Genomic DNA, 17496 nt, shown 5'->3' with positions numbered 1-17496 from the left:
GAAATCGAGTTATCTAGGTTTTATTTAGGTTTAATGAATCAATCTTAATTTCTGCTAAATATATACAGCTTTTGTTGTCCTCATGGGATGAATAATAACTGATGTAAAGCAGACCTTCTTTGAATACTAAGCCGGGGTAACTATTGTCTCCAGCAGAAGGCAAAATCAATAACTCTTGACACTCTCCATTCGATAATTTCATCTTTAATAGTCCTGTTACAAGTCGTCCATGTTTGACTATTCTGCCTGCTACCAAGGCAAAATCATTATCTAGGCGTAACATGACTGGGCCACCGATATAACGTCCCAAATCTATCCAGTTCCATTTTTTATAGGGAAATGTGCTGTGGCCAAGCTGCGCCGAGTAGCTGTCAGCATCTCTCCTAACCAATGCAAAAGCTTTATCGTCATTGAACACAAGGTCGCTTTCATTAGGGTAACCTTTTTTATGTTTATCTAAACTTAGTGCAAAAGGTTGATGCAGATGAAAGCTTCTTCTGGGATTACCTGAATACAGGTGAATGGCGTTCTGTTTTCTATTGTAAGAAAACCCGTAAGCTTTATTTTTATGCCATCTTATTCGCCATAACCACCACCCTCTATCAGCAAACTCTTTAGCAGCCGACCAACTTTGTCCTGTTTGTGATACCCAGGTTAAGTTACGTGTGCCTATTGTTTGGTTATGTTTAGAAGTTTGCCGTGCATAAGCAATAAGTAGAATGTTGCCATCAGGGGTGATGGTTATCTTCGGATCTCTTAAATCTGTGTTAGCAATAGCGATTTGATTTAAGTGCAAAATGTTGCCAGCAAAATCTAAGGTGAGTATGCGTATTGTACCGTCGGCACTTACGTGATTTTCGGCCTCTCTATAACAGCAAAATAGGTGTTGGTTAAACTCGCATAAATCGACAAAAGCATTGTGCTGAGCTTTATTTCCTATTTTTTTAATCCAATTTATGGGCATTTTTCAAACTTTTTTATCTTATTTAACCCATTGAAACTCAAGTAAAAGGTAAATGCAAAGGCGGCAAAAAGTTGCCGCTTAATAGAAAAAAGGCAAATTAATGTTAAAGGGAATTTTAAATGGGTCGATACAATTTTAGAGAGAGCCAGTAGTAATGATTTTTTAAATACAAAATCGTTACTCTATTAGTGTTATTTAACCAGCCGAATAATTATTCGGTCGCCAGCATCGTCTGGACTGAGAGTGTAGGAGAAAAACCATGGGTTTATTCGTAAACACCAATGTATCATCGTTGAACGCGCAGCGTAATTTGTTCGATTCAGCGCAGTCTTTAAGTACATCTTTTGAACGTTTGTCTTCAGGTTTCCGTATTAACCGTGCGGCTGATGATGCTGCAGGTTTGCAGATAACTGACAGATTAACCACCCAAGTACAAGGCCTTAACCAAGCAGCACGTAACGCTAATGATGCTATTTCATTAGTGCAAACTGCTGAAGGCGCGTTAGGCGAAGTTACTACTTCACTTCAACGTATTCGTACCCTTGCAGTACAATCACAAAACGGTATTAACTCATCTGCAGACCGCGTGGCTCTGCAAAAAGAAGTAACTGCCCTTAAAAACGAAATTAGCCGGATAGCGTCTGATTCACAATTTGCCAACTTAGATATTTTACAAGGTGATTTTTCATCTAAATTCTTGGTAGGTGCGAATGGTGGTCAAACTATCTCTGTTAACTTGTCTAGAACAGATGGTTATGGTGCTGTTGGTCTAGGTGTTGGCGGTACTGATGTGTCTACTGTTGATGGTGCTTCTACAGCCTTGACTGTTATATCTGAAGCCATATCTACTGTTGGTGGTGTGCGTGCCGATTTAGGTGCCTTGCAAAACCGTTTCCAATCAACAATCCGTAACCTGACTAACATTTCTGAAAACGTTGCCGGTGCAAGAAGTCGAATCCAAGATACTGATTTTGCTTCTGAAACTGCTGAGTTAACTAGAAATCAGATTATTCAGCAAGCAAGTTTGACTGTGTTAAGTCAGGCCAATCAGCGTCCACAAGCGGCTCTATCTTTACTAGGTTAATCTTTGCTGGGTTGGTTGTTTAATTCAACTAACCTTCGATTAGCCTAGGTTTCGAGACCCTTCTTCTGTTCAAGGTCTTAGAAGCCAGGGGGTAGTGCACTGGGTTGATAAGAACCGAGCAGTTGAGAGTCTCGCTCTCTCTCTCAGAATGAAAGAGCGCTCAGCCGGAGAATTTCTCCGGCTTTTTTCGTCCTCTAACTATTTGAAATATATAGAATTAAAAAACTAGTTTGTTTTTCTCCTAAAGGATTTTTCATCCAAGCACGATACATGAACATAGACGTTACGCATCTAATAAAAATATAAGCGAACGACTCTACAGAAGCTGAATAAAAATAAAAGCACAGCTCTGTAACCATCAAGACAACTAAAAATAATAATAGTCTGGTGGTGTTTACAAAAAATCGTTAGGAGATTAAAAATGAGCTTATTCGTCAACACGAATGTGTCGTCGTTAAATGCAACTCGTCAGTTGTTTACGTCGAACAATAATTTAAGTACCGCGTTTGAACGCTTGTCATCTGGTTTTCGTATCAATACCGCGAAAGACGATGCTGCAGGTTTACAAATATCCAATCGTCTTACCACGCAAATTCTAGGTTTAGATCAAGCTGTTAGAAATGCTAACGATGGCATTTCCTTGGCACAAACTATTGAAGGAGCACTTGCCGAAACCACTTCTGCTTTGCAAAGAATACGAGTTTTGGCTGTTCAATCTCAAAATGGTATCAACTCATCTTCAGATCGGGTCGCTTTACAAAAAGAAGTGACTGCATTGAAGGATGAAGTGAGTCGAATAGCATCTACATCACAATTTGGTGGTGTGAATGTATTAGACGGCGCATTTTCATCGGCATTTTTAGTGGGGGCCAACGCCGGACAAACAATTAGTGTCAATGTTGAGCGGACCGGAGGATTTGGCGCATCAGGGTTAAATGTGGCAGACACCTCTGTTTTGACCGAAGCACAAGCATCGGCAGCTATGACAGCGGTCACAGAAGCGATCTCAATTATTGATGCCCAACGGGCTGATTTAGGTGCGATACAAAATCGTTTTCAATCAACGATCAGAAACTTAAGTAATATTTCTGAAAACGTATCAGCGGCAAGAAGTCGTATTCGTGATACTGATTTTGCCGTCGAAACGGCAGAGTTAACCCGCTGGCAGATCATTCAACAAGCTAGCATCACAGTGTTAGGTCAAGCAAATCAACGTCCACAAGCGGCATTGCAGTTGTTACAAGGCTAATAAATAGAGAATAAATATGTGCAATATTGTTGAGCAATTGCGGGGGCAGGCTGCAACTTAAATACGAGGATAAATTTATCTACATATGAATGAAATAATGTTGTAGATAAAGAAAACGGTCGAATTGCAAAGTGTGGGGACAGGCTGCAACCGACCGAGGAATGTAATATTATTAAGTATTATCAATACTTTAGAACAAATTAGTAGTGAGTGCTTTTTTACTAACAAATAAAGCCGAGGCTTTTTTTGTTAAAACGCTAACAGACAGAACAGACGCCAGGAGGTAGTGAGGTATTGAGGTTTAGGCCATCAATTCTGTCTGTCAGCTAGAGCATTAAGCTCACACTTTTTGCATTTGTTTTTTGTGCTTCAAACACTTAACAAAAATGCTAACCAGGGTACCAGCTAGCAATTATATAAAGCATGTGGCGTGCCAATTACGCAGCCAAGATGTCAATTTAAATTTTAGCAACACCAGAATATCACTGACATTAATAACAAAAATAAAAAGTCGGTGCATGGTTAGGAGAGAAAATGAGTTTATTTGTAAGTACTAATGTGTCGTCGCTAAACGCTACTCGTCAGTTGTTTACGTCGAATAATAATTTAAATACTGCGTTTGAAAGACTGTCGTCAGGCTTTCGCATTAACGGTGCAAAAGATGATTCTGCAGGACTGCAAATATCTAACCGATTAACCACTCAGGTTTTAGGTTTAGATCAAGCAGTTCGAAACGCTAATGACGCTATATCTTTGTCACAGACTATAGAGGGGGCGTTGGCTGAAACTACCACTGCCTTACAGAGAATACGCGTGTTGGCAGTGCAGTCGCAAAACGGGATTAATTCGTCGTCAGATCGGGTCGCTTTACAAAAAGAAGTGACTGCATTGAAGAACGAAATGAGTCGTATTGCTTCTACATCGCAGTTTGGTGGCGTAAACGTATTGGATGGCGCATTTTCATCTTCTTTTTTAGTAGGAGCTAACGCCGGACAAACCATTAGTGTCAATGTTGAACGTACCGGAGGATTTGGTGCATCAGGATTGTTTATAGCTGATACCTCTGTTCTAACTGAAGCACAAGCTTCGACAGCCATGACAGCCGTATCAGAAGCCATCTCAATTATTGACGCTCAGCGAGCTGACTTAGGTGCGCTACAAAACCGTTTTCAGTCGACGATCAGAAATTTAAGTAATATTTCTGAAAATGTATCAGCGGCAAGGAGTCGTATCCGTGACACAGATTTTGCCGTCGAAACGGCAGAGTTAACCCGCTGGCAGATAATTCAGCAAGCGAGTATTACTGTGTTAGGGCAAGCGAATCAACGCCCACAAGCAGCTTTGCAGTTACTAGGTTAGTCTAATATTTAGCCGAGAAAAAAATCTAGAGGGTAGGAAATGAGAGGCCGACCCAGGGCCATGCCCTAAAAAGTAATAATGGATTGTTACTATGGAATGCTAGGGAGGGCGCTATTTATAAGCTATGGTGTAATTGAATTTATATCCTAGTCAGTACCAAGTTTGCTCCAACTCCTAACGTGAGCAAGTTGGTCGGGGACGCCTTGTAAAGGGTTTTGCCCCGGCCTTTTTTAATCAAACACCCTAAGGCGCATTGTTTTGAGGCCTTTTGGTGTATTTAGCACAAATAGTATTTCTGTTTTGGTTTACATCTTAGATGTGTAAATTAAAACGCCGACTAACAGGACCGAGAGTGTAGAAGTTTGGTTGAGAGGCCAGTATTCAGCTCTTCTAACCCTGCCAGTCGGACAGAAACCTTATTTGCTCCATCTCCTAACGTGAGCAAGTTGGTCGGGGACGCCTTGTAAAGGGTTTTGCCCCGGCCTTTTTTCTTTAGCCATCAAATGCTTTTGCATCTAATCAACTATCCATCTTAAAGCATGTAGTGTGCCAACATGTATTTCGAGTTTAATTTCCATGCTGATTGGTATAACCAGTCTTTTCCATTTCCAACTATTAAATTGAAACCCAGTTGTTCATTTATTTTTAGGTTCGGACATGACCAATCTCAGAGGGCAAATAACCGATTCAAAATTTTATTGGAAGTCGTTGTTTAGTCTTGAATTAAATGTCGATTAACAGAAGAGGACTAAAAAACTTTTAAAAAAAATTAAAGTTACTGTTGTAAGTGTCGATAACGTTAGTTGAGGGGTGATCTAATTGATTACTTTTAGTCTCACTTAACGATAGAGATGTCGTTGAATGAGGTAAGTGAGGTGATAGACAAAAAGAGGTTTTTGTCTATCTAAATTGAGGCAAACTTACTGGCACAAACACGTTATCGGCGTGCGGTGAGTTTTCAGGAGGTTTTTATGGGTTTATTTGTTAACACAAATGTGTCGTCTTTGAATGCTCAGCGCCAGTTGTTTAGTTCAGGACAATCGTTGAATACATCTTTTGAAAGATTGTCTTCAGGTTTTAGAATTAATCGTGCTGCAGATGATGCCGCGGGCCTGCAGATTTCAGACCGTTTAACCACGCAAGTAGAAGGTTTGAACCAAGCAGTTAGAAATGCAAATGATGCAATTTCTCTTACTCAGACAGCTGAAGGTGCGCTGGGTGAAGTAACTGCTTCATTACAACGTATTCGTACCTTAGCAGTGCAATCTCAAAATGGGATTAACTCTTCTGCTGATCGCACAGCGTTACAGAAGGAAGTGACCGCATTAAAAAATGAAATTAGTCGCATCGCTTCTGATTCACAATTTGCCAACTTGGATATTTTGACAGGTGGTTTCTCATCTAAATTCCTAGTCGGTGCAAACGGTGGACAGACCATCTCAGTCAATTTATCACGTTCAGGAGGTTACGGCGCTTCTGGATTGGGTATTGCTGGCACGGATGTATCTACAGTAGATGGCGCTTCGACCGCTCTTACAGCGATAACAAATGCAATATCTTCTGTTGGTGGAGCGCGGGCCGATTTGGGTGCATTGCAAAACCGTTTTCAGTCTACTATTCGTAATTTGAGTAACATCTCTGAGAATATCGCAGGTGCTCGCTCGCGTATTCGTGATACTGACTTTGCAGTTGAAACGGCTGAATTAACCAGAAATCAAATCATTCAGCAAGCGTCTTTGTCGGTGTTAAGTCAAGCCAATCAACGACCACAATCGGCACTGTCATTATTAAGCTAAGATTTAGCTTTTAACAATAAGTTAGCCTAAAACGGCTAAAATAATAGGGACGTATTACTCCTCTGAAGTATAATTTGAGGTGGGAACACGTCCCTTTAGTCGTTGGCGTTTTATGTAGAGGTGATTTATGGAAATTAAAACATCACAAGTTGGCCAAGATTTTGCTGCAGATACTGTTCGAACCAATCGTTCAACACAGGGTTCTCTGGCAGAAGGGCAAAAACAGACTAAAGATATATCTGTTCCTGCCGAAATAAAAAAACGAGAGTCGGTTAATGTTAGCGCTGAGCAGATTGAAACTGCTGTTTCACAACTAAGTGATTTTGTGCAATCAAATAGCAGACAACTCAATTTTTCAGTGGACGAAGGCAGTAATAAACAAGTCGTCAAAGTAACCGATGCGGAATCCGGAAAAATTATTCGGCAAATACCTTCTGAAGAAGTATTAGCACTTTCAGAACGTTTGCAGGACTTACAGACGGAGGTTGGAACCGCAGTAGGTTTACTATTTAGTAAACAGGTTTAATATCATTCTTTTGATGTAAACGTTATCCTGCAATTATTGTTGGAATAGAGGTGGTGTATGTCAATTCAGTCATTAGGTGTAGGATCAGGTTTAGATCTTGAAAGTTTAGTGGGGCAATTGCTCGAAGCTGAGCGTAAGCCAAAAACTGATGCCTTGAATTCCAGAGAGGAAAACGTTGAAGCTGAAATTTCTGGTATTGGTAAGTTAAAGTCGAAACTTGAAGATTTCCAAGAAACCTTGGATAAATTGCGCAGTGATTCGAACCTTAAAGGCCGCGAACCAAGCATAAACAATCCTTCAGAAGGCGTTGAACCTTTTACCGCTGATGCCTCTAACAGTGCATTGGAAGGCGATTACAATATAGCAGTGAGTCAACTCGCTAGTGGTAGTCGAATTGAAACCGCAAATGCAGTGGATGGTGGTTTTGCTAGCTCTTCTGATTCGGTATTAAGTGCAGGTGCTGCTAGTCTTACCTTTAAAATTGATGCGACTAGTGAGTCCTTTACTATCAATTTAACTGCAGGTAATTCTCTAGAAGACTTACGAAATGCTATCAATGCTTCAAATGATAACTTTGGTGTAACCGCTAGTATTATAGATACTGGAACGGTGAATGGTGGTGCTAAACTAGTATTCACTTCTGATACTACTGGTGCAGGAAATGATTTAGTTATAGTCAACGATAACGATGTTGCTGAACTGGATCTTGTTTCAACCACTAATTCTACTGAAGCTTCGACTTATTTAACGCCTGTCACTTCTGCTCAAAACGCCAAAGCCACAATTGATGGTATTGACGTAGAAAGTAAAAATAACGAATTTGAAAATGTCATTGAAAACGTCAGTTTTAAAGCAACTGAATTATCTGAACTAGCGGCAGATGGTATAACGTTTAAAACCTCAAAACTCAGTATTGGCTTTGATAAAGAAGCGGTTGAAGAGACTATCAGAGAGTTTGTTGAGAATTTTAATGCCTTACAAGCGGAGATAAAACTACTTACCAAATACGGTGAGTCTGATTTGGAAGACGATGGTTCTCTGGCGGGTGACTCGTTGGTTAGAGGTATACAAACCGGTATCAATAATATTCTATTTTCTTCAGTCGATTCATCAGCTCTAGGTGGCCTGTTTCAGCTTGGTATTGAATATAACGATAACAATGAGTTGGAAATCAGCTCTAACGACAGAATTGGCTTAGGCAGTGGCGACGATCGTCTTAAAGACGCATTAGATGATAACTTCGATGAGATTGCCGCGTTATTTACTGATGAAAACCAAGGTATTGCGGTTCGCCTTTACGATTATGTTGAAGAATACACCAGTTATAGTGGATTGCTTAAATCTCGAGAAGATACAGCTAAAGATCAAAGAGAAAAGATTTTTGACGAAAGATTAACTTTGGAGTTAAGGCTGGCGAACACTGAGCAAATATTGCGTGATAAATATTTGAATCTTGACCAAACTGTAGCTAGATTAAATTCAACTGGTTCGGCATTGCTCGCAACATTAGGCTCATAGGTTAGAAAGAATGCAATTTAACAATCAAAAATGTGGAAAATTAGTATGGCGTTAAAAGGTATCAATGCTTATAAAAAAGGTAATCTGAAGCAAGAAGTCGGTCAGGCTGATCCGCATAAGTTAACCTTAATGTTAATGCAAGGCACGCTTGATAAGCTTGCTTACACCAAAGGCTGCATAGAGCGAAAGGATTACGCTGGTAAGTCAGAGCATATTTCACGTGCGACGGCTATCTTGATGAACCTACGTGATACTCTTTCGTTAGAGTCTGGTGGTGAGGTCGCGGATAATTTGTATGCGCTTTACGATTATATGATCCAACGCTTGATTGACGCTAATGTGCAGAATAGCTTGAAGATTGTTGATGAAGTGATTACTCTGTTTTTACCCATTAAAACAGCCTGGTCGCAAATTCCTGAGTCAGCCAAACAAGAGGCTTACGAAATGCAGAGGCAACAACGTCAAGCTACAGTTTGAAAAAATTACTATTAGATCATTCTTTTACACCTTCCCCATTAAAAAGTATCAATCGAGATCTGTCAGAACTCACATCTGAAAATGATCCCGATGAATCTTTATTTTTGAAACTCGTAACGGAACGTGACGAATTCATTCTAAAATATCTAGAAAACCTCGCTGAAGAAGAAAAAAAACAATTCGCAAAAGCCGAGTTGCAGGTTAATGGCGCATTAGTTGCTTATGCTGAAGAATCATTTAAAGCGTCATTAAAACAACTATCTGGGTTGGTACGTGGTCGCAAAGCTATAAATAAGTATCGATGAATATTCTGGATTTTAACGAGTTAAATCAATTAGGTAATGAATCAAGTCAATGTGATTTCTACCAAACTAAAATGATTGTGAGGGCTGTTTATGTTTAATAATAAATCAATTTTAATAACGGGTGGAACCGGATCATTTGGCAAACGTTTTTCTGCTTACCTAACAAAAAATTATTCTCCGAAAAAGGTCATCATTTACTCCAGAGATGAGTTAAAACAATTTGAAATGCAGCAACATTTTAATGCCCCTTGTATGCGTTATTTTATTGGTGATGTGCGCGACAAAGAGCGATTGATTTCAGCTATGCGTGATGTTGATTATGTGGTGCATGCCGCTGCTTTAAAACAAGTGCCTGCTGCAGAATACAATCCTAATGAATGTATCAAAACTAATATCTATGGGGCTCAAAATGTTATTGATGCCGCTATCTCCGCCGATGTGAGTCGGGTTATTGCGTTGTCAACCGACAAAGCTGCCAATCCGGTAAACCTGTATGGTGCGACTAAGCTAGCTTCTGATAAATTATTTGTCGCGGCTAACAATATTTCTGGCGCCACAGGGCCAAGATTTGCAGTGGTTCGTTACGGTAATGTAGTGGGTTCTAGAGGTTCAGTGGTGCCCTTTTTTCGTCAATTGCTGAATGAGGGTGTGACTAAACTTCCTGTCACTCATGCAGAAATGACTCGTTTTTGGATCACCTTAGATGAGGGTGTTGAATTTGTAGTTAAAAATTTCCAACGGATGCAAGGTGGCGAAATATTTGTGCCTAAAATCCCCTCCATAAGAATAATCGATTTGGTTGAGTCCATCAGTGGTAATCGAGAATACGATTTAGTTGGAATTCGCCCTGGTGAAAAACTACATGAAGTGATGGTACCTGAAGAGATGGCGCACCATTCTTTAGAATTTGATGATCATTACGTGATAACGCCTGCAATCAAATTTTTTGATAAAACCATCAATTACAAAAAGAATAAATTAGGCGATGTGGGCCAACCGGTTGCTGAAAAGTTTGAATATCACTCAGGTACAAATCCTCATTTTTTGACCATCGATGAATTAAAAACACTCGATAAAGTCACCTTGTAACGGGCGTTTATATGATCCCTTATGGCAAACATTTGGTTGATGAGGATGATATAGACGCGGTTGTGGATGTGTTACGCAATCAGTTTTTGACTCAAGGCAAGGTTGTTCCCCAATTTGAACAAGCTCTATGTGATTACACTGGAGCTAAGTATTGCGTAGCTGTTAATAGTGCAACTTCTGGTTTGCATGTGGCTTGTTTAGCTGCAGGTGTTAGTACAGGAGATTTAGTTTGGACAGTTCCCAATTCTTTTGTTGCTTCGGCAAATTGCGCGCTTTACTGCGGTGCGAGCATAGATTTTGTGGACATAAATCCTACTACTCGCAATATTGATGTCAGCGCCTTAGAAAACAAGCTCCAGCATGCTGCCAGTCAGAATCGACTACCTAAAGTGTTAATCGTGGTGCATTTTTCTGGATTGAGCTGTGATATGCAGAGTATTCGTAGCTTAACGCAGAAGTACTCAATCGTATTAATTGAAGACGCAGCCCATGGGTTAGGTGGCAGTTATCAGCAATCCAAGATTGGCAGTTGTGTGTATGCAGATATGACCGTTTTGAGTTTTCACCCAGTTAAATCCATTACCAGTGCCGAAGGCGGCGCAGTGTTAACTAATCAAAGCGGACTTCACGAAAAACTTAAATTATTTGCTAAACATGGCGTGACTAAAGATCCCGAACAATACCAAGGAGAAAGTCATGGGCCTTGGTATTATCAGCAACTCGAGCTGGGTTACAATTATCGGCTGAGTGATATGCAAGCTGCTTTGGGTTTATCCCAGTTAAAAAAGTTAGACTCCTTTATGCAGAGGCGCGCTGAAATCGCAAAAGTTTATGATGAAGCCTTGGTTAACTTGCCCTTGAAACTACCAGTCGTAGAATCTCAATCACAAAGTGCATGGCATCTGTATATGGTTGAGCTTACTTTGCATGATCGGCAAAATATTTATCAGCAACTTCATGCCAAAGGAGTAGGCGTCAATGTGCATTACATTCCTATTCATTTACAGCCTTACTATCAACAACTTGGTTTTAAACAAGGCGACTTTCCTGTGTCTGAACACTTTTACCAACACGCTTTAACACTGCCATTGTTTCCAAGTTTAACGGATGAAGAACAAACAAAAGTCATTGATACGCTACGGGAGATATTGGTGTGAATATTGCCATCATTCCTGCACGTGGCGGTAGCAAGCGAATTCCGGGTAAAAACATCAAATTATTTGCCGGTAAGCCGCTTATTGCCTATTCAATCGAAGCGGCTAAAGCGTCAGGTCTGTTTGATAAAATCATCATATCCACTGACAGTGAAGAGGTTGCTGATGTAGCAAAAGCCTTTGGAGCTGATGTGCCTTTTATTCGCCCAGAAACATTATCAAATGATGTGGTAGGTACTCGACCAGTGACCAATCATGCCATCAAGTTTTGTATTGAAAACTTTTATAAACCTGAATTCTGTTGTTGTATCTACGCCACAGCGCCGTTTTTAGATGCTCAATATCTGCAACAAGGGTTGGATTCACTTAAACAACATAGCGAAAAGTCTTTTGCTTTTTCAGTCACTAGTTTTCCTTTTCCAGTACAACGGGCACTGATAAAATCAGCGGCCGGTGTGTCGCCCATGTTTCCTGAAAGCATCGGTAAACGTTCCCAAGACTTAGAAGAAGCCTATCATGATGCAGGCCAGTTTTATTGGGGTAAAACCGATGATTATTTATCCAATCAAAAGATTTTTAGTCACCACAGCTTGTCAGTCATTTTACCACGGCACTTAGTGCAGGATATCGATACACCAGAAGATTGGCAGCGAGCAGAACTAATGTATCAAGCTTACGTTCAGGGGCAAAAAAGTGAGTGAAATTCTAGACTCTAAAACTGAAAAAGTATTGTTGATCAGGATGTTAAGTTCGGCAGATGTGTGTGCCATTGGACTTCCGGTATTGCGCTACTTTCAAAAAAACAATCCAAACGCAGAGATTCATTTTTTGACCTTCGGAGATGGGGCTGAGTTAATTAAAATAGCCGAGCCGAGTGTGTTTATTCATCATGTGACTCAGCAGCAGTGGCCAGACGATTTCTTCCTTGCCATGGAATCATTCTTGGGACTCGCCGAGGAAATCATTGGTGAAAACTACAGTCAAATTGTCAACTTAGATACCACTTTTATGCCGTGCTTTTTGACACGTTTTTTAGCCGATGCTGGTGAGCCTGTCAGTGGTAATTATTTGAACATGTCGGTTCAAAAATTATTGGAACAAGTTCAAGACCAAAGTTTACAAGCTGATTATGTTAATTCAAGCCAAGCTTTTATGGCCAGTTCATTTACCAACATGCACAAGTGGCATGGTCGCTGGTGGCAATATGATGTTGAAGGCGAAGGTGGATATCCGGAATTTTATTTAACTAAATGTTGTGGATTAGTGGTTGATAAATTGGATCAGGCCATCGATGTTGGTATTGATAAACGACTGGCTAAAAAAGCTAAATCCAATAAAGTGATTGGTTTGTGTCTTGGTCAATCTGACGATGGCTACCTCTATCCTTATGCAAGTCGTTTAAAAAAGCTTTTAGAACAAAAAGGCTTTGTTGTTTGGGATGATAGGGATGCTAAAGAAGATATTCGTTCACTATTGAAAATGCTTAAAGCCAGTGACTTAATGGTGTGTAAACCAAGTGGTCATCGCTGGTATGCACAAGCGGTTGATTGTCCAACCTTGATGATAAGTGGCACCAGCGAGCCTGCTTTGTTAATGCCAGAATTTGGCACGGATCCAGTAACTGCGTGTATGCAACATGGCGCTAATCCAAACAATATTGCTACGTTAGAATGTAACTGCGATAAAGCAGAAGATTTAGTGGAAAGTATTGAGTCGATATTTGTACATCTAGCCTTGGAGCCACAAGATAGGGAACAGCAAGATGAATGAAATAAAACTTGGCGACCGCAGTATCGGCGCAAATTTCCCGCCTTTTATCATAGCGGAGTTAAGTGGTAACCATAATCAGCAGTTAGACTTAGCGATGGAGATGGTGGAAGCTGCGGCTAAAGCCGGTGCTCACGCGGTAAAATTGCAAACATTTACCGCTGATAGCATGACGTTAGACGTAGACAACGAGCATTTTGTCATTCAAGAAAAAGACAGTTTATGGCACGGTGAGTCGTTACATGCTTTGTATCAAAAAGCGGCCACGCCATACGAGTGGCATCAACCTCTGTTTGATAAAGCCAAGTCTTTAGGTATGTTGGCCTTTAGTTCCCCCTTTGATGAACAAGCAGTAGATTTCCTCGATGATTTGAACGTACCTTGTTTTAAAATAGCCTCTTTCGAATTGACCGACTTACCGCTTATTCGTAAAGCAGCAAGTAAAAGAAAACCATTGATTATGTCTACTGGCATGGCAAGTTTAACTGAGATTGAACAAGCCGTGAACGTGGCCAAATTGGCAGGCTGTAACGATATTATTTTATTAAAATGCACCAGTACTTATCCAGCACAGCCAACCCAATCCAACATTGTGACTATCCCACATTTACGCGACGCCTTTGGTTGCCAAGTGGGTTTATCTGATCATACTGCTGGTGTTGGGGTGTCGGTTGCTGCCGTTGCGTTAGGCGCGACAGTGATTGAAAAACATTTTGTATTAGATAGAGATGCGGGTGGTGTAGATGCGGCTTTTTCGTTAGAGCCAGATGAACTAGCGTCTTTGGTGTTAGAAACTAAAAGAGCTCACCAAGCATTAGGGCAGGTCAAGTATGGTGGCACCCAAGCAGAAGAAAAATCCAAACAGTATCGCCGCTCAATTTATGTGAGTGAAGATATACAGCAGGGGCAAAAACTAAGCACGCAAAACCTACGAATAGTACGCCCCGCCTTTGGTTTAGCGCCTAAAAACTGGGATAACGTACTGGGTAAAGTCGCTAAACAAACACTGGCTAAAGGCACGCCGTTAGATTGGTCGATGTTTGAGTGCTAGTGTGAGTAATAGCTGATGCGAGTCGCGTTTCGAGTTGAAGGTGAGCCTGAAATAGGTTTAGGCCACGTTATGCGTTGTTTGGCGTTAGCACAAAGATTAGTGGCGAGTGGGCATCAAGTGTTTTTTTTTATGTCTCCGCGTTCAGAATATTTCTGTCGCAATCGAGCCGATTGGGTAGGAGATATTCTATGCATTTCCAATATTGATAATCAGCTAGAGCCCGAATGGTTAGGTAAGCAATGTACCGAGTTAAAGGTCAATTGGTTAGTGCTCGACGGATATCAGTTTGATCAAAACTACCGGCACACACTGCAATCCGATACATATAATCTCGCTGTTTTCGATGATATGAATAATAGCGGTGCGCTGTATGCTGACTTAGTGATTAATGGCGCGCCTAACGCGGCTTCACATAACTATCAAGTTACCGCACCTAATGCACTATTGGCCATCGGTCAGGACTACCAAGTATTAAGACAGGAATTCCTACAATCAGTCCATAATGAGTGGCAAGAACGTCAAAACTTAACCCTTATGTTTGGTGGTAGCGATCCTAAAAAACTGACGTTTAGCGTATTACAATCACTGCAAAAACTTAGCTCGAGTATACCAATCACCGTTATTACAGGTGCTGCTTATGATGGATTACAAGACTTAGTCGATTTAATCAAAACCAGTGCCTTGGATATTACTCATCTACATGACTGTCAAAATATGGCCTCTGTGTTGGTTAACACTAAATTAGCCTTATCCGCTGCTGGAGGAAGTCAGTTTGAGTTACTCGCTTGTGCGACACCTTCAATGTTAGTGGTAGTGGCTGAAAATCAGAAAAATGCTAGCCAAGAAGCCGCTAATCAAGGTTGGTGTAAGGTTTTCAATGTCGATGATTTGAACGCTGATGAATTAGCCATGCAATGTATTTCTTTATGGCAGCAACCCGGGTTGTTAGGTCTGATGCATCAAAAGGCGTTAGAGTTTCCTGTAGTGGATGGCGCCAAAAATATCGTAAAACTTATGTCTGGGCAAAAACTCACAAGTGATCACACTCAATGAAAACCTCGATACCTGAACATGCCTTTGAACCGCTAAATAAAGCACAATTAGAACTTGTTTGGCAATGGCGCAACAGTCAGCGTATTAAACAAAATATGCATAATAATGCACAGGTAGAGTGGCAAGAGCACTGTGCATGGTTTGAAAAGTTTCAAACGGACCCTAGCCGTAAGTTTTATGTGTTTTTACAAAATCAGCGGGCAATTGGCGTGCTGAATTTTTCAGGCCTAAACACTCCTACACCAGAATGGGGCTGCTATTTAGGTGAGACCAATGTTTGGCCGGGCAGTGGCATTATTTTGGAATTAGCCGCTTTAGATTTTACCGCTAGTCACAGCCAGTTTAGTCACTTAATAGCACAAGTGTTGTCCTTTAATCATGGGGCAAATAAAATGCATAAAGTGTTTGAATATGAACAAGTTAATATTGAAAAAGGCGGTGAGCGAAACGGCTTACCTTTCGATATACTACATTACAGTTATGAACTTAAGCAGTGGCAACAAAATCGTGACAAAATACTCGCCAAGTTGCCGAAAAACATTGCACTGGCGGCTGCTCAAATTCAATTTTTAGGATAGGCATCAAAGTGAATTTAGAACAACAAATAAAACAAGCCATGCAACAAGTAGCAGAATTGAGTGATTGCACCTTAGTCGAGCCAATTGAGCCAAATACCTTGTTGCTTGAGTGTGGTTTAGACTCCCTTGGTTATGCCATGTTAGTGGCGCAACTAGAGGAAGACTTGGGATTTGACCCTTTTACTGAATTAGAAATCGATATTTACCCTAGTACCTTTACTGAGTTTTTAGCTATTTATCAGCAATGCGCTAACAACCAGTAGTTTTATTATGCAAAGCCTAGAACAGCAATTAAATAACCTACCCAAAACTGGGGTGATGATCTATGAAGGTGAAAGTTGTGCGGTGTCTGAATTGCTGAAAAAAGCAGGTGAAATTAGGCAACAAAACCCACAACTTCGTCAACGAGATATCGCCATTGGTTATACTAATTTAGCCGAATTTGTCACTGCGTTGATTGCGTTTGATGGCTGGTGCTCAGCAATATATTTATGTCCACCTAAGGTACCAACTCCTCAGAAAGAACTGATCAAATGGCCTCTAAGTGCTGATGTAGTGGTTGATAACTCAATTAGAAAACCGCTGGATCCTATTTCTTCTGACGTGCTGCAAACGACTTGGTACATGGCGACATCTGGTACAACGGGTCAGCCAAAATGGTTTGCCCACTCATTTTCATCTTTGTCCATTAGCACTAAACACAGTCAAAAATTGCAAGCTTTGTGCTGGGCTTTATTATACCAACCCTTTAGGTTTGCAGGCTTACAAGTGGTATTACAGGCATTACTAAGTTGTGCTGATTTAGTGGATGCTGCTGATTACGAGCCTCTCGCTTTGATGGCTCGATTGAAACACCATAAGGTGACGGCAATTTCTGCCACGCCAAGTTTGTGGCGACAACTGCTTATGACAGGACAGTTGGCTGAGACCAATCTTAAGCATATAACTTTAGGTGGTGAGATCGCCGACCAAAGTGTTTTAGCTAAATTAAGCCGATTATTCCCCAAGGCAAAATTACGCCACATTTACGCCTCTACAGAAACTGGAGTGGGGCTAGTTGTCAGTGACGGATTGGCTGGTTTCCCTGCTCAATGGCTTGGAGACTCAAGCCTGCCGGTTGTTTTAAAAGTGTCAGATAAACAACACTTATTGGTTAAACCAAGTTTTCACGTTTGTCATTCATTAACAGCACAAACCGATAAACAAGGTTATGTAGACACTCAAGATACAGTCGAAATCAAAGATAATAGAGTGCTGTTTATGGGGCGATCTACAGGTACGATAAATGTAGGTGGCAATAAAGTGCACCCAGAGAAAGTTGAGCAAGTATTATTACAATGCCCTGATATTAACCAAGCCAAAGTGTACGCTAAAAAAAGTGCTCTGATGGGGGCGTTGGTGGTAGCAGACATTACTATTATTGATAATGACGATCAGCAACAAGTTAAGCAGCAGGTTTTGAAAATATGCAAAAATCAATTGCAACGCTTTGAAATACCTACCAAAATCAACGTAGTGAATGATAT

At 40.7% G+C, this 17496-nt stretch carries 18 protein-coding genes; 17 read left to right on the top strand and 1 reads right to left on the bottom strand.

Annotated features, from left to right (window positions below; all coding sequences use genetic code 11):
• Positions 1 to 13: 13 nt before the first annotated feature.
• Positions 14 to 964 carry a hypothetical protein gene (locus QZ488_RS11275; protein WP_293748662.1) on the bottom strand — a complete coding sequence of 317 codons (951 nt, stop codon included), beginning with the start codon at positions 962 to 964 and terminating at the stop codon, positions 14 to 16.
• A gap of 259 nt (positions 965 to 1223) precedes the next feature.
• On the opposite strand from QZ488_RS11275, the gene QZ488_RS11270 reads away from it, so the two are divergent.
• The 17 genes from QZ488_RS11270 to QZ488_RS11190 form a co-directional block, all read left to right on the top strand.
• Positions 1224 to 2048, top strand: a complete 825-nt coding sequence (locus QZ488_RS11270; RefSeq protein ID WP_293748660.1) for a flagellin — start codon at positions 1224 to 1226, stop codon at positions 2046 to 2048.
• Positions 2049 to 2469: 421 nt separating this feature from the next.
• The gene (locus QZ488_RS11265; RefSeq protein WP_293748658.1) at positions 2470 to 3297 is read left to right on the top strand and encodes a flagellin; all 828 of its coding nucleotides are present in this window, start codon (positions 2470 to 2472) and stop codon (positions 3295 to 3297) included.
• A gap of 534 nt (positions 3298 to 3831) precedes the next feature.
• Positions 3832 to 4656 (top strand): flagellin, encoded by an 825-nt coding sequence (locus QZ488_RS11260; RefSeq protein WP_293748656.1) that lies wholly within the window; start codon positions 3832 to 3834, stop codon positions 4654 to 4656.
• Positions 4657 to 5627: 971 nt separating this feature from the next.
• Positions 5628 to 6452 carry a flagellin gene (locus tag QZ488_RS11255; protein ID WP_293748654.1) on the top strand — a complete coding sequence of 275 codons (825 nt, stop codon included), beginning with the start codon at positions 5628 to 5630 and terminating at the stop codon, positions 6450 to 6452.
• Positions 6453 to 6579: 127 nt separating this feature from the next.
• The gene (locus tag QZ488_RS11250; protein ID WP_293748652.1) at positions 6580 to 6978 is read left to right on the top strand and encodes a flagellar protein FlaG; all 399 of its coding nucleotides are present in this window, start codon (positions 6580 to 6582) and stop codon (positions 6976 to 6978) included.
• Positions 6979 to 7035: 57 nt separating this feature from the next.
• Entirely contained in the window at positions 7036 to 8496 is a 1461-nt protein-coding gene (gene fliD / locus QZ488_RS11245) for a flagellar filament capping protein FliD (RefSeq protein ID WP_293748650.1), read from the top strand.
• A gap of 45 nt (positions 8497 to 8541) precedes the next feature.
• The gene (fliS, locus tag QZ488_RS11240) at positions 8542 to 8973 is read left to right on the top strand and encodes a flagellar export chaperone FliS (protein WP_293748648.1); all 432 of its coding nucleotides are present in this window, start codon (positions 8542 to 8544) and stop codon (positions 8971 to 8973) included.
• Positions 8970 to 9278, top strand: coding sequence for a hypothetical protein (locus QZ488_RS11235; RefSeq protein ID WP_293748646.1), 309 nt, complete (start codon positions 8970 to 8972; stop codon positions 9276 to 9278). The genes fliS and QZ488_RS11235 overlap by 4 nt, the downstream gene beginning before the upstream one ends.
• Before the next feature lie 90 nt (positions 9279 to 9368).
• Positions 9369 to 10367 (top strand): UDP-N-acetylglucosamine 4,6-dehydratase (inverting), encoded by a 999-nt coding sequence (gene pseB / locus QZ488_RS11230; protein ID WP_293748644.1) that lies wholly within the window; start codon positions 9369 to 9371, stop codon positions 10365 to 10367.
• Between the two features lie 11 nt (positions 10368 to 10378).
• The gene (pseC, locus tag QZ488_RS11225) at positions 10379 to 11524 is read left to right on the top strand and encodes a UDP-4-amino-4,6-dideoxy-N-acetyl-beta-L-altrosamine transaminase (RefSeq protein WP_293748642.1); all 1146 of its coding nucleotides are present in this window, start codon (positions 10379 to 10381) and stop codon (positions 11522 to 11524) included.
• Positions 11521 to 12222 (top strand): pseudaminic acid cytidylyltransferase, encoded by a 702-nt coding sequence (gene pseF, locus QZ488_RS11220; RefSeq protein ID WP_293748640.1) that lies wholly within the window; start codon positions 11521 to 11523, stop codon positions 12220 to 12222. The genes pseC and pseF overlap by 4 nt, the downstream gene beginning before the upstream one ends.
• Positions 12215 to 13291: a hypothetical protein gene (locus tag QZ488_RS11215; protein WP_293748638.1), complete on the top strand. Its 1077-nt coding sequence runs from the start codon at positions 12215 to 12217 to the stop codon at positions 13289 to 13291. The genes pseF and QZ488_RS11215 overlap by 8 nt, the downstream gene beginning before the upstream one ends.
• Positions 13284 to 14339, top strand: coding sequence for a pseudaminic acid synthase (gene pseI / locus QZ488_RS11210; RefSeq protein WP_293748636.1), 1056 nt, complete (start codon positions 13284 to 13286; stop codon positions 14337 to 14339). The genes QZ488_RS11215 and pseI overlap by 8 nt, the downstream gene beginning before the upstream one ends.
• Positions 14340 to 14354: 15 nt before the next feature.
• Positions 14355 to 15392 carry a UDP-2,4-diacetamido-2,4,6-trideoxy-beta-L-altropyranose hydrolase gene (gene pseG / locus QZ488_RS11205; RefSeq protein WP_293748634.1) on the top strand — a complete coding sequence of 346 codons (1038 nt, stop codon included), beginning with the start codon at positions 14355 to 14357 and terminating at the stop codon, positions 15390 to 15392.
• On the top strand, positions 15389 to 15970 hold the full coding sequence (pseH, locus tag QZ488_RS11200) for a UDP-4-amino-4,6-dideoxy-N-acetyl-beta-L-altrosamine N-acetyltransferase (RefSeq protein ID WP_293748632.1): 582 nt from the start codon (positions 15389 to 15391) through the stop codon (positions 15968 to 15970). The genes pseG and pseH overlap by 4 nt, the downstream gene beginning before the upstream one ends.
• An 8-nt stretch (positions 15971 to 15978) precedes the next feature.
• Complete coding sequence (locus QZ488_RS11195) at positions 15979 to 16233, top strand: acyl carrier protein (RefSeq protein WP_293748630.1); 255 nt, start codon at positions 15979 to 15981, stop codon at positions 16231 to 16233.
• Positions 16234 to 16240: 7 nt separating this feature from the next.
• Positions 16241 to 17496, top strand: a 1256-nt coding sequence (locus QZ488_RS11190; protein WP_293748628.1) for an AMP-binding protein, incomplete at its 3' end; no start/stop codon positions are given.

The organism is uncultured Paraglaciecola sp., assembly GCF_913020055.1.
Classification (GTDB): Bacteria; Pseudomonadota; Gammaproteobacteria; order Enterobacterales; family Alteromonadaceae; genus Paraglaciecola.
Note: the sequence above shows the minus strand (reverse complement) of the source record. Positions and strands in the feature narration are given on the sequence as shown.

What these genes read in the sequence shown, in the direction of transcription:
- QZ488_RS11275 (WP_293748662.1), bottom strand. Translation starts at nt 964, where the DNA reads ATGCCCATAAATTGGATTAAAAAAATAGGAAATAAAGCTCAGCACAAT.
- QZ488_RS11270 (WP_293748660.1), top strand. Translation starts at nt 1,224, where the DNA reads ATGGGTTTATTCGTAAACACCAATGTATCATCGTTGAACGCGCAGCGT.
- QZ488_RS11265 (WP_293748658.1), top strand. Translation starts at nt 2,470, where the DNA reads ATGAGCTTATTCGTCAACACGAATGTGTCGTCGTTAAATGCAACTCGT.
- QZ488_RS11260 (WP_293748656.1), top strand. Translation starts at nt 3,832, where the DNA reads ATGAGTTTATTTGTAAGTACTAATGTGTCGTCGCTAAACGCTACTCGT.
- QZ488_RS11255 (WP_293748654.1), top strand. Translation starts at nt 5,628, where the DNA reads ATGGGTTTATTTGTTAACACAAATGTGTCGTCTTTGAATGCTCAGCGC.
- QZ488_RS11250 (WP_293748652.1), top strand. Translation starts at nt 6,580, where the DNA reads ATGGAAATTAAAACATCACAAGTTGGCCAAGATTTTGCTGCAGATACT.
- fliD (WP_293748650.1), top strand. Translation starts at nt 7,036, where the DNA reads ATGTCAATTCAGTCATTAGGTGTAGGATCAGGTTTAGATCTTGAAAGT.
- fliS (WP_293748648.1), top strand. Translation starts at nt 8,542, where the DNA reads ATGGCGTTAAAAGGTATCAATGCTTATAAAAAAGGTAATCTGAAGCAA.
- pseB (WP_293748644.1), top strand. Translation starts at nt 9,369, where the DNA reads ATGTTTAATAATAAATCAATTTTAATAACGGGTGGAACCGGATCATTT.
- pseC (WP_293748642.1), top strand. Translation starts at nt 10,379, where the DNA reads ATGATCCCTTATGGCAAACATTTGGTTGATGAGGATGATATAGACGCG.
- pseI (WP_293748636.1), top strand. Translation starts at nt 13,284, where the DNA reads ATGAATGAAATAAAACTTGGCGACCGCAGTATCGGCGCAAATTTCCCG.
- pseG (WP_293748634.1), top strand. Translation starts at nt 14,355, where the DNA reads ATGCGAGTCGCGTTTCGAGTTGAAGGTGAGCCTGAAATAGGTTTAGGC.
- pseH (WP_293748632.1), top strand. Translation starts at nt 15,389, where the DNA reads ATGAAAACCTCGATACCTGAACATGCCTTTGAACCGCTAAATAAAGCA.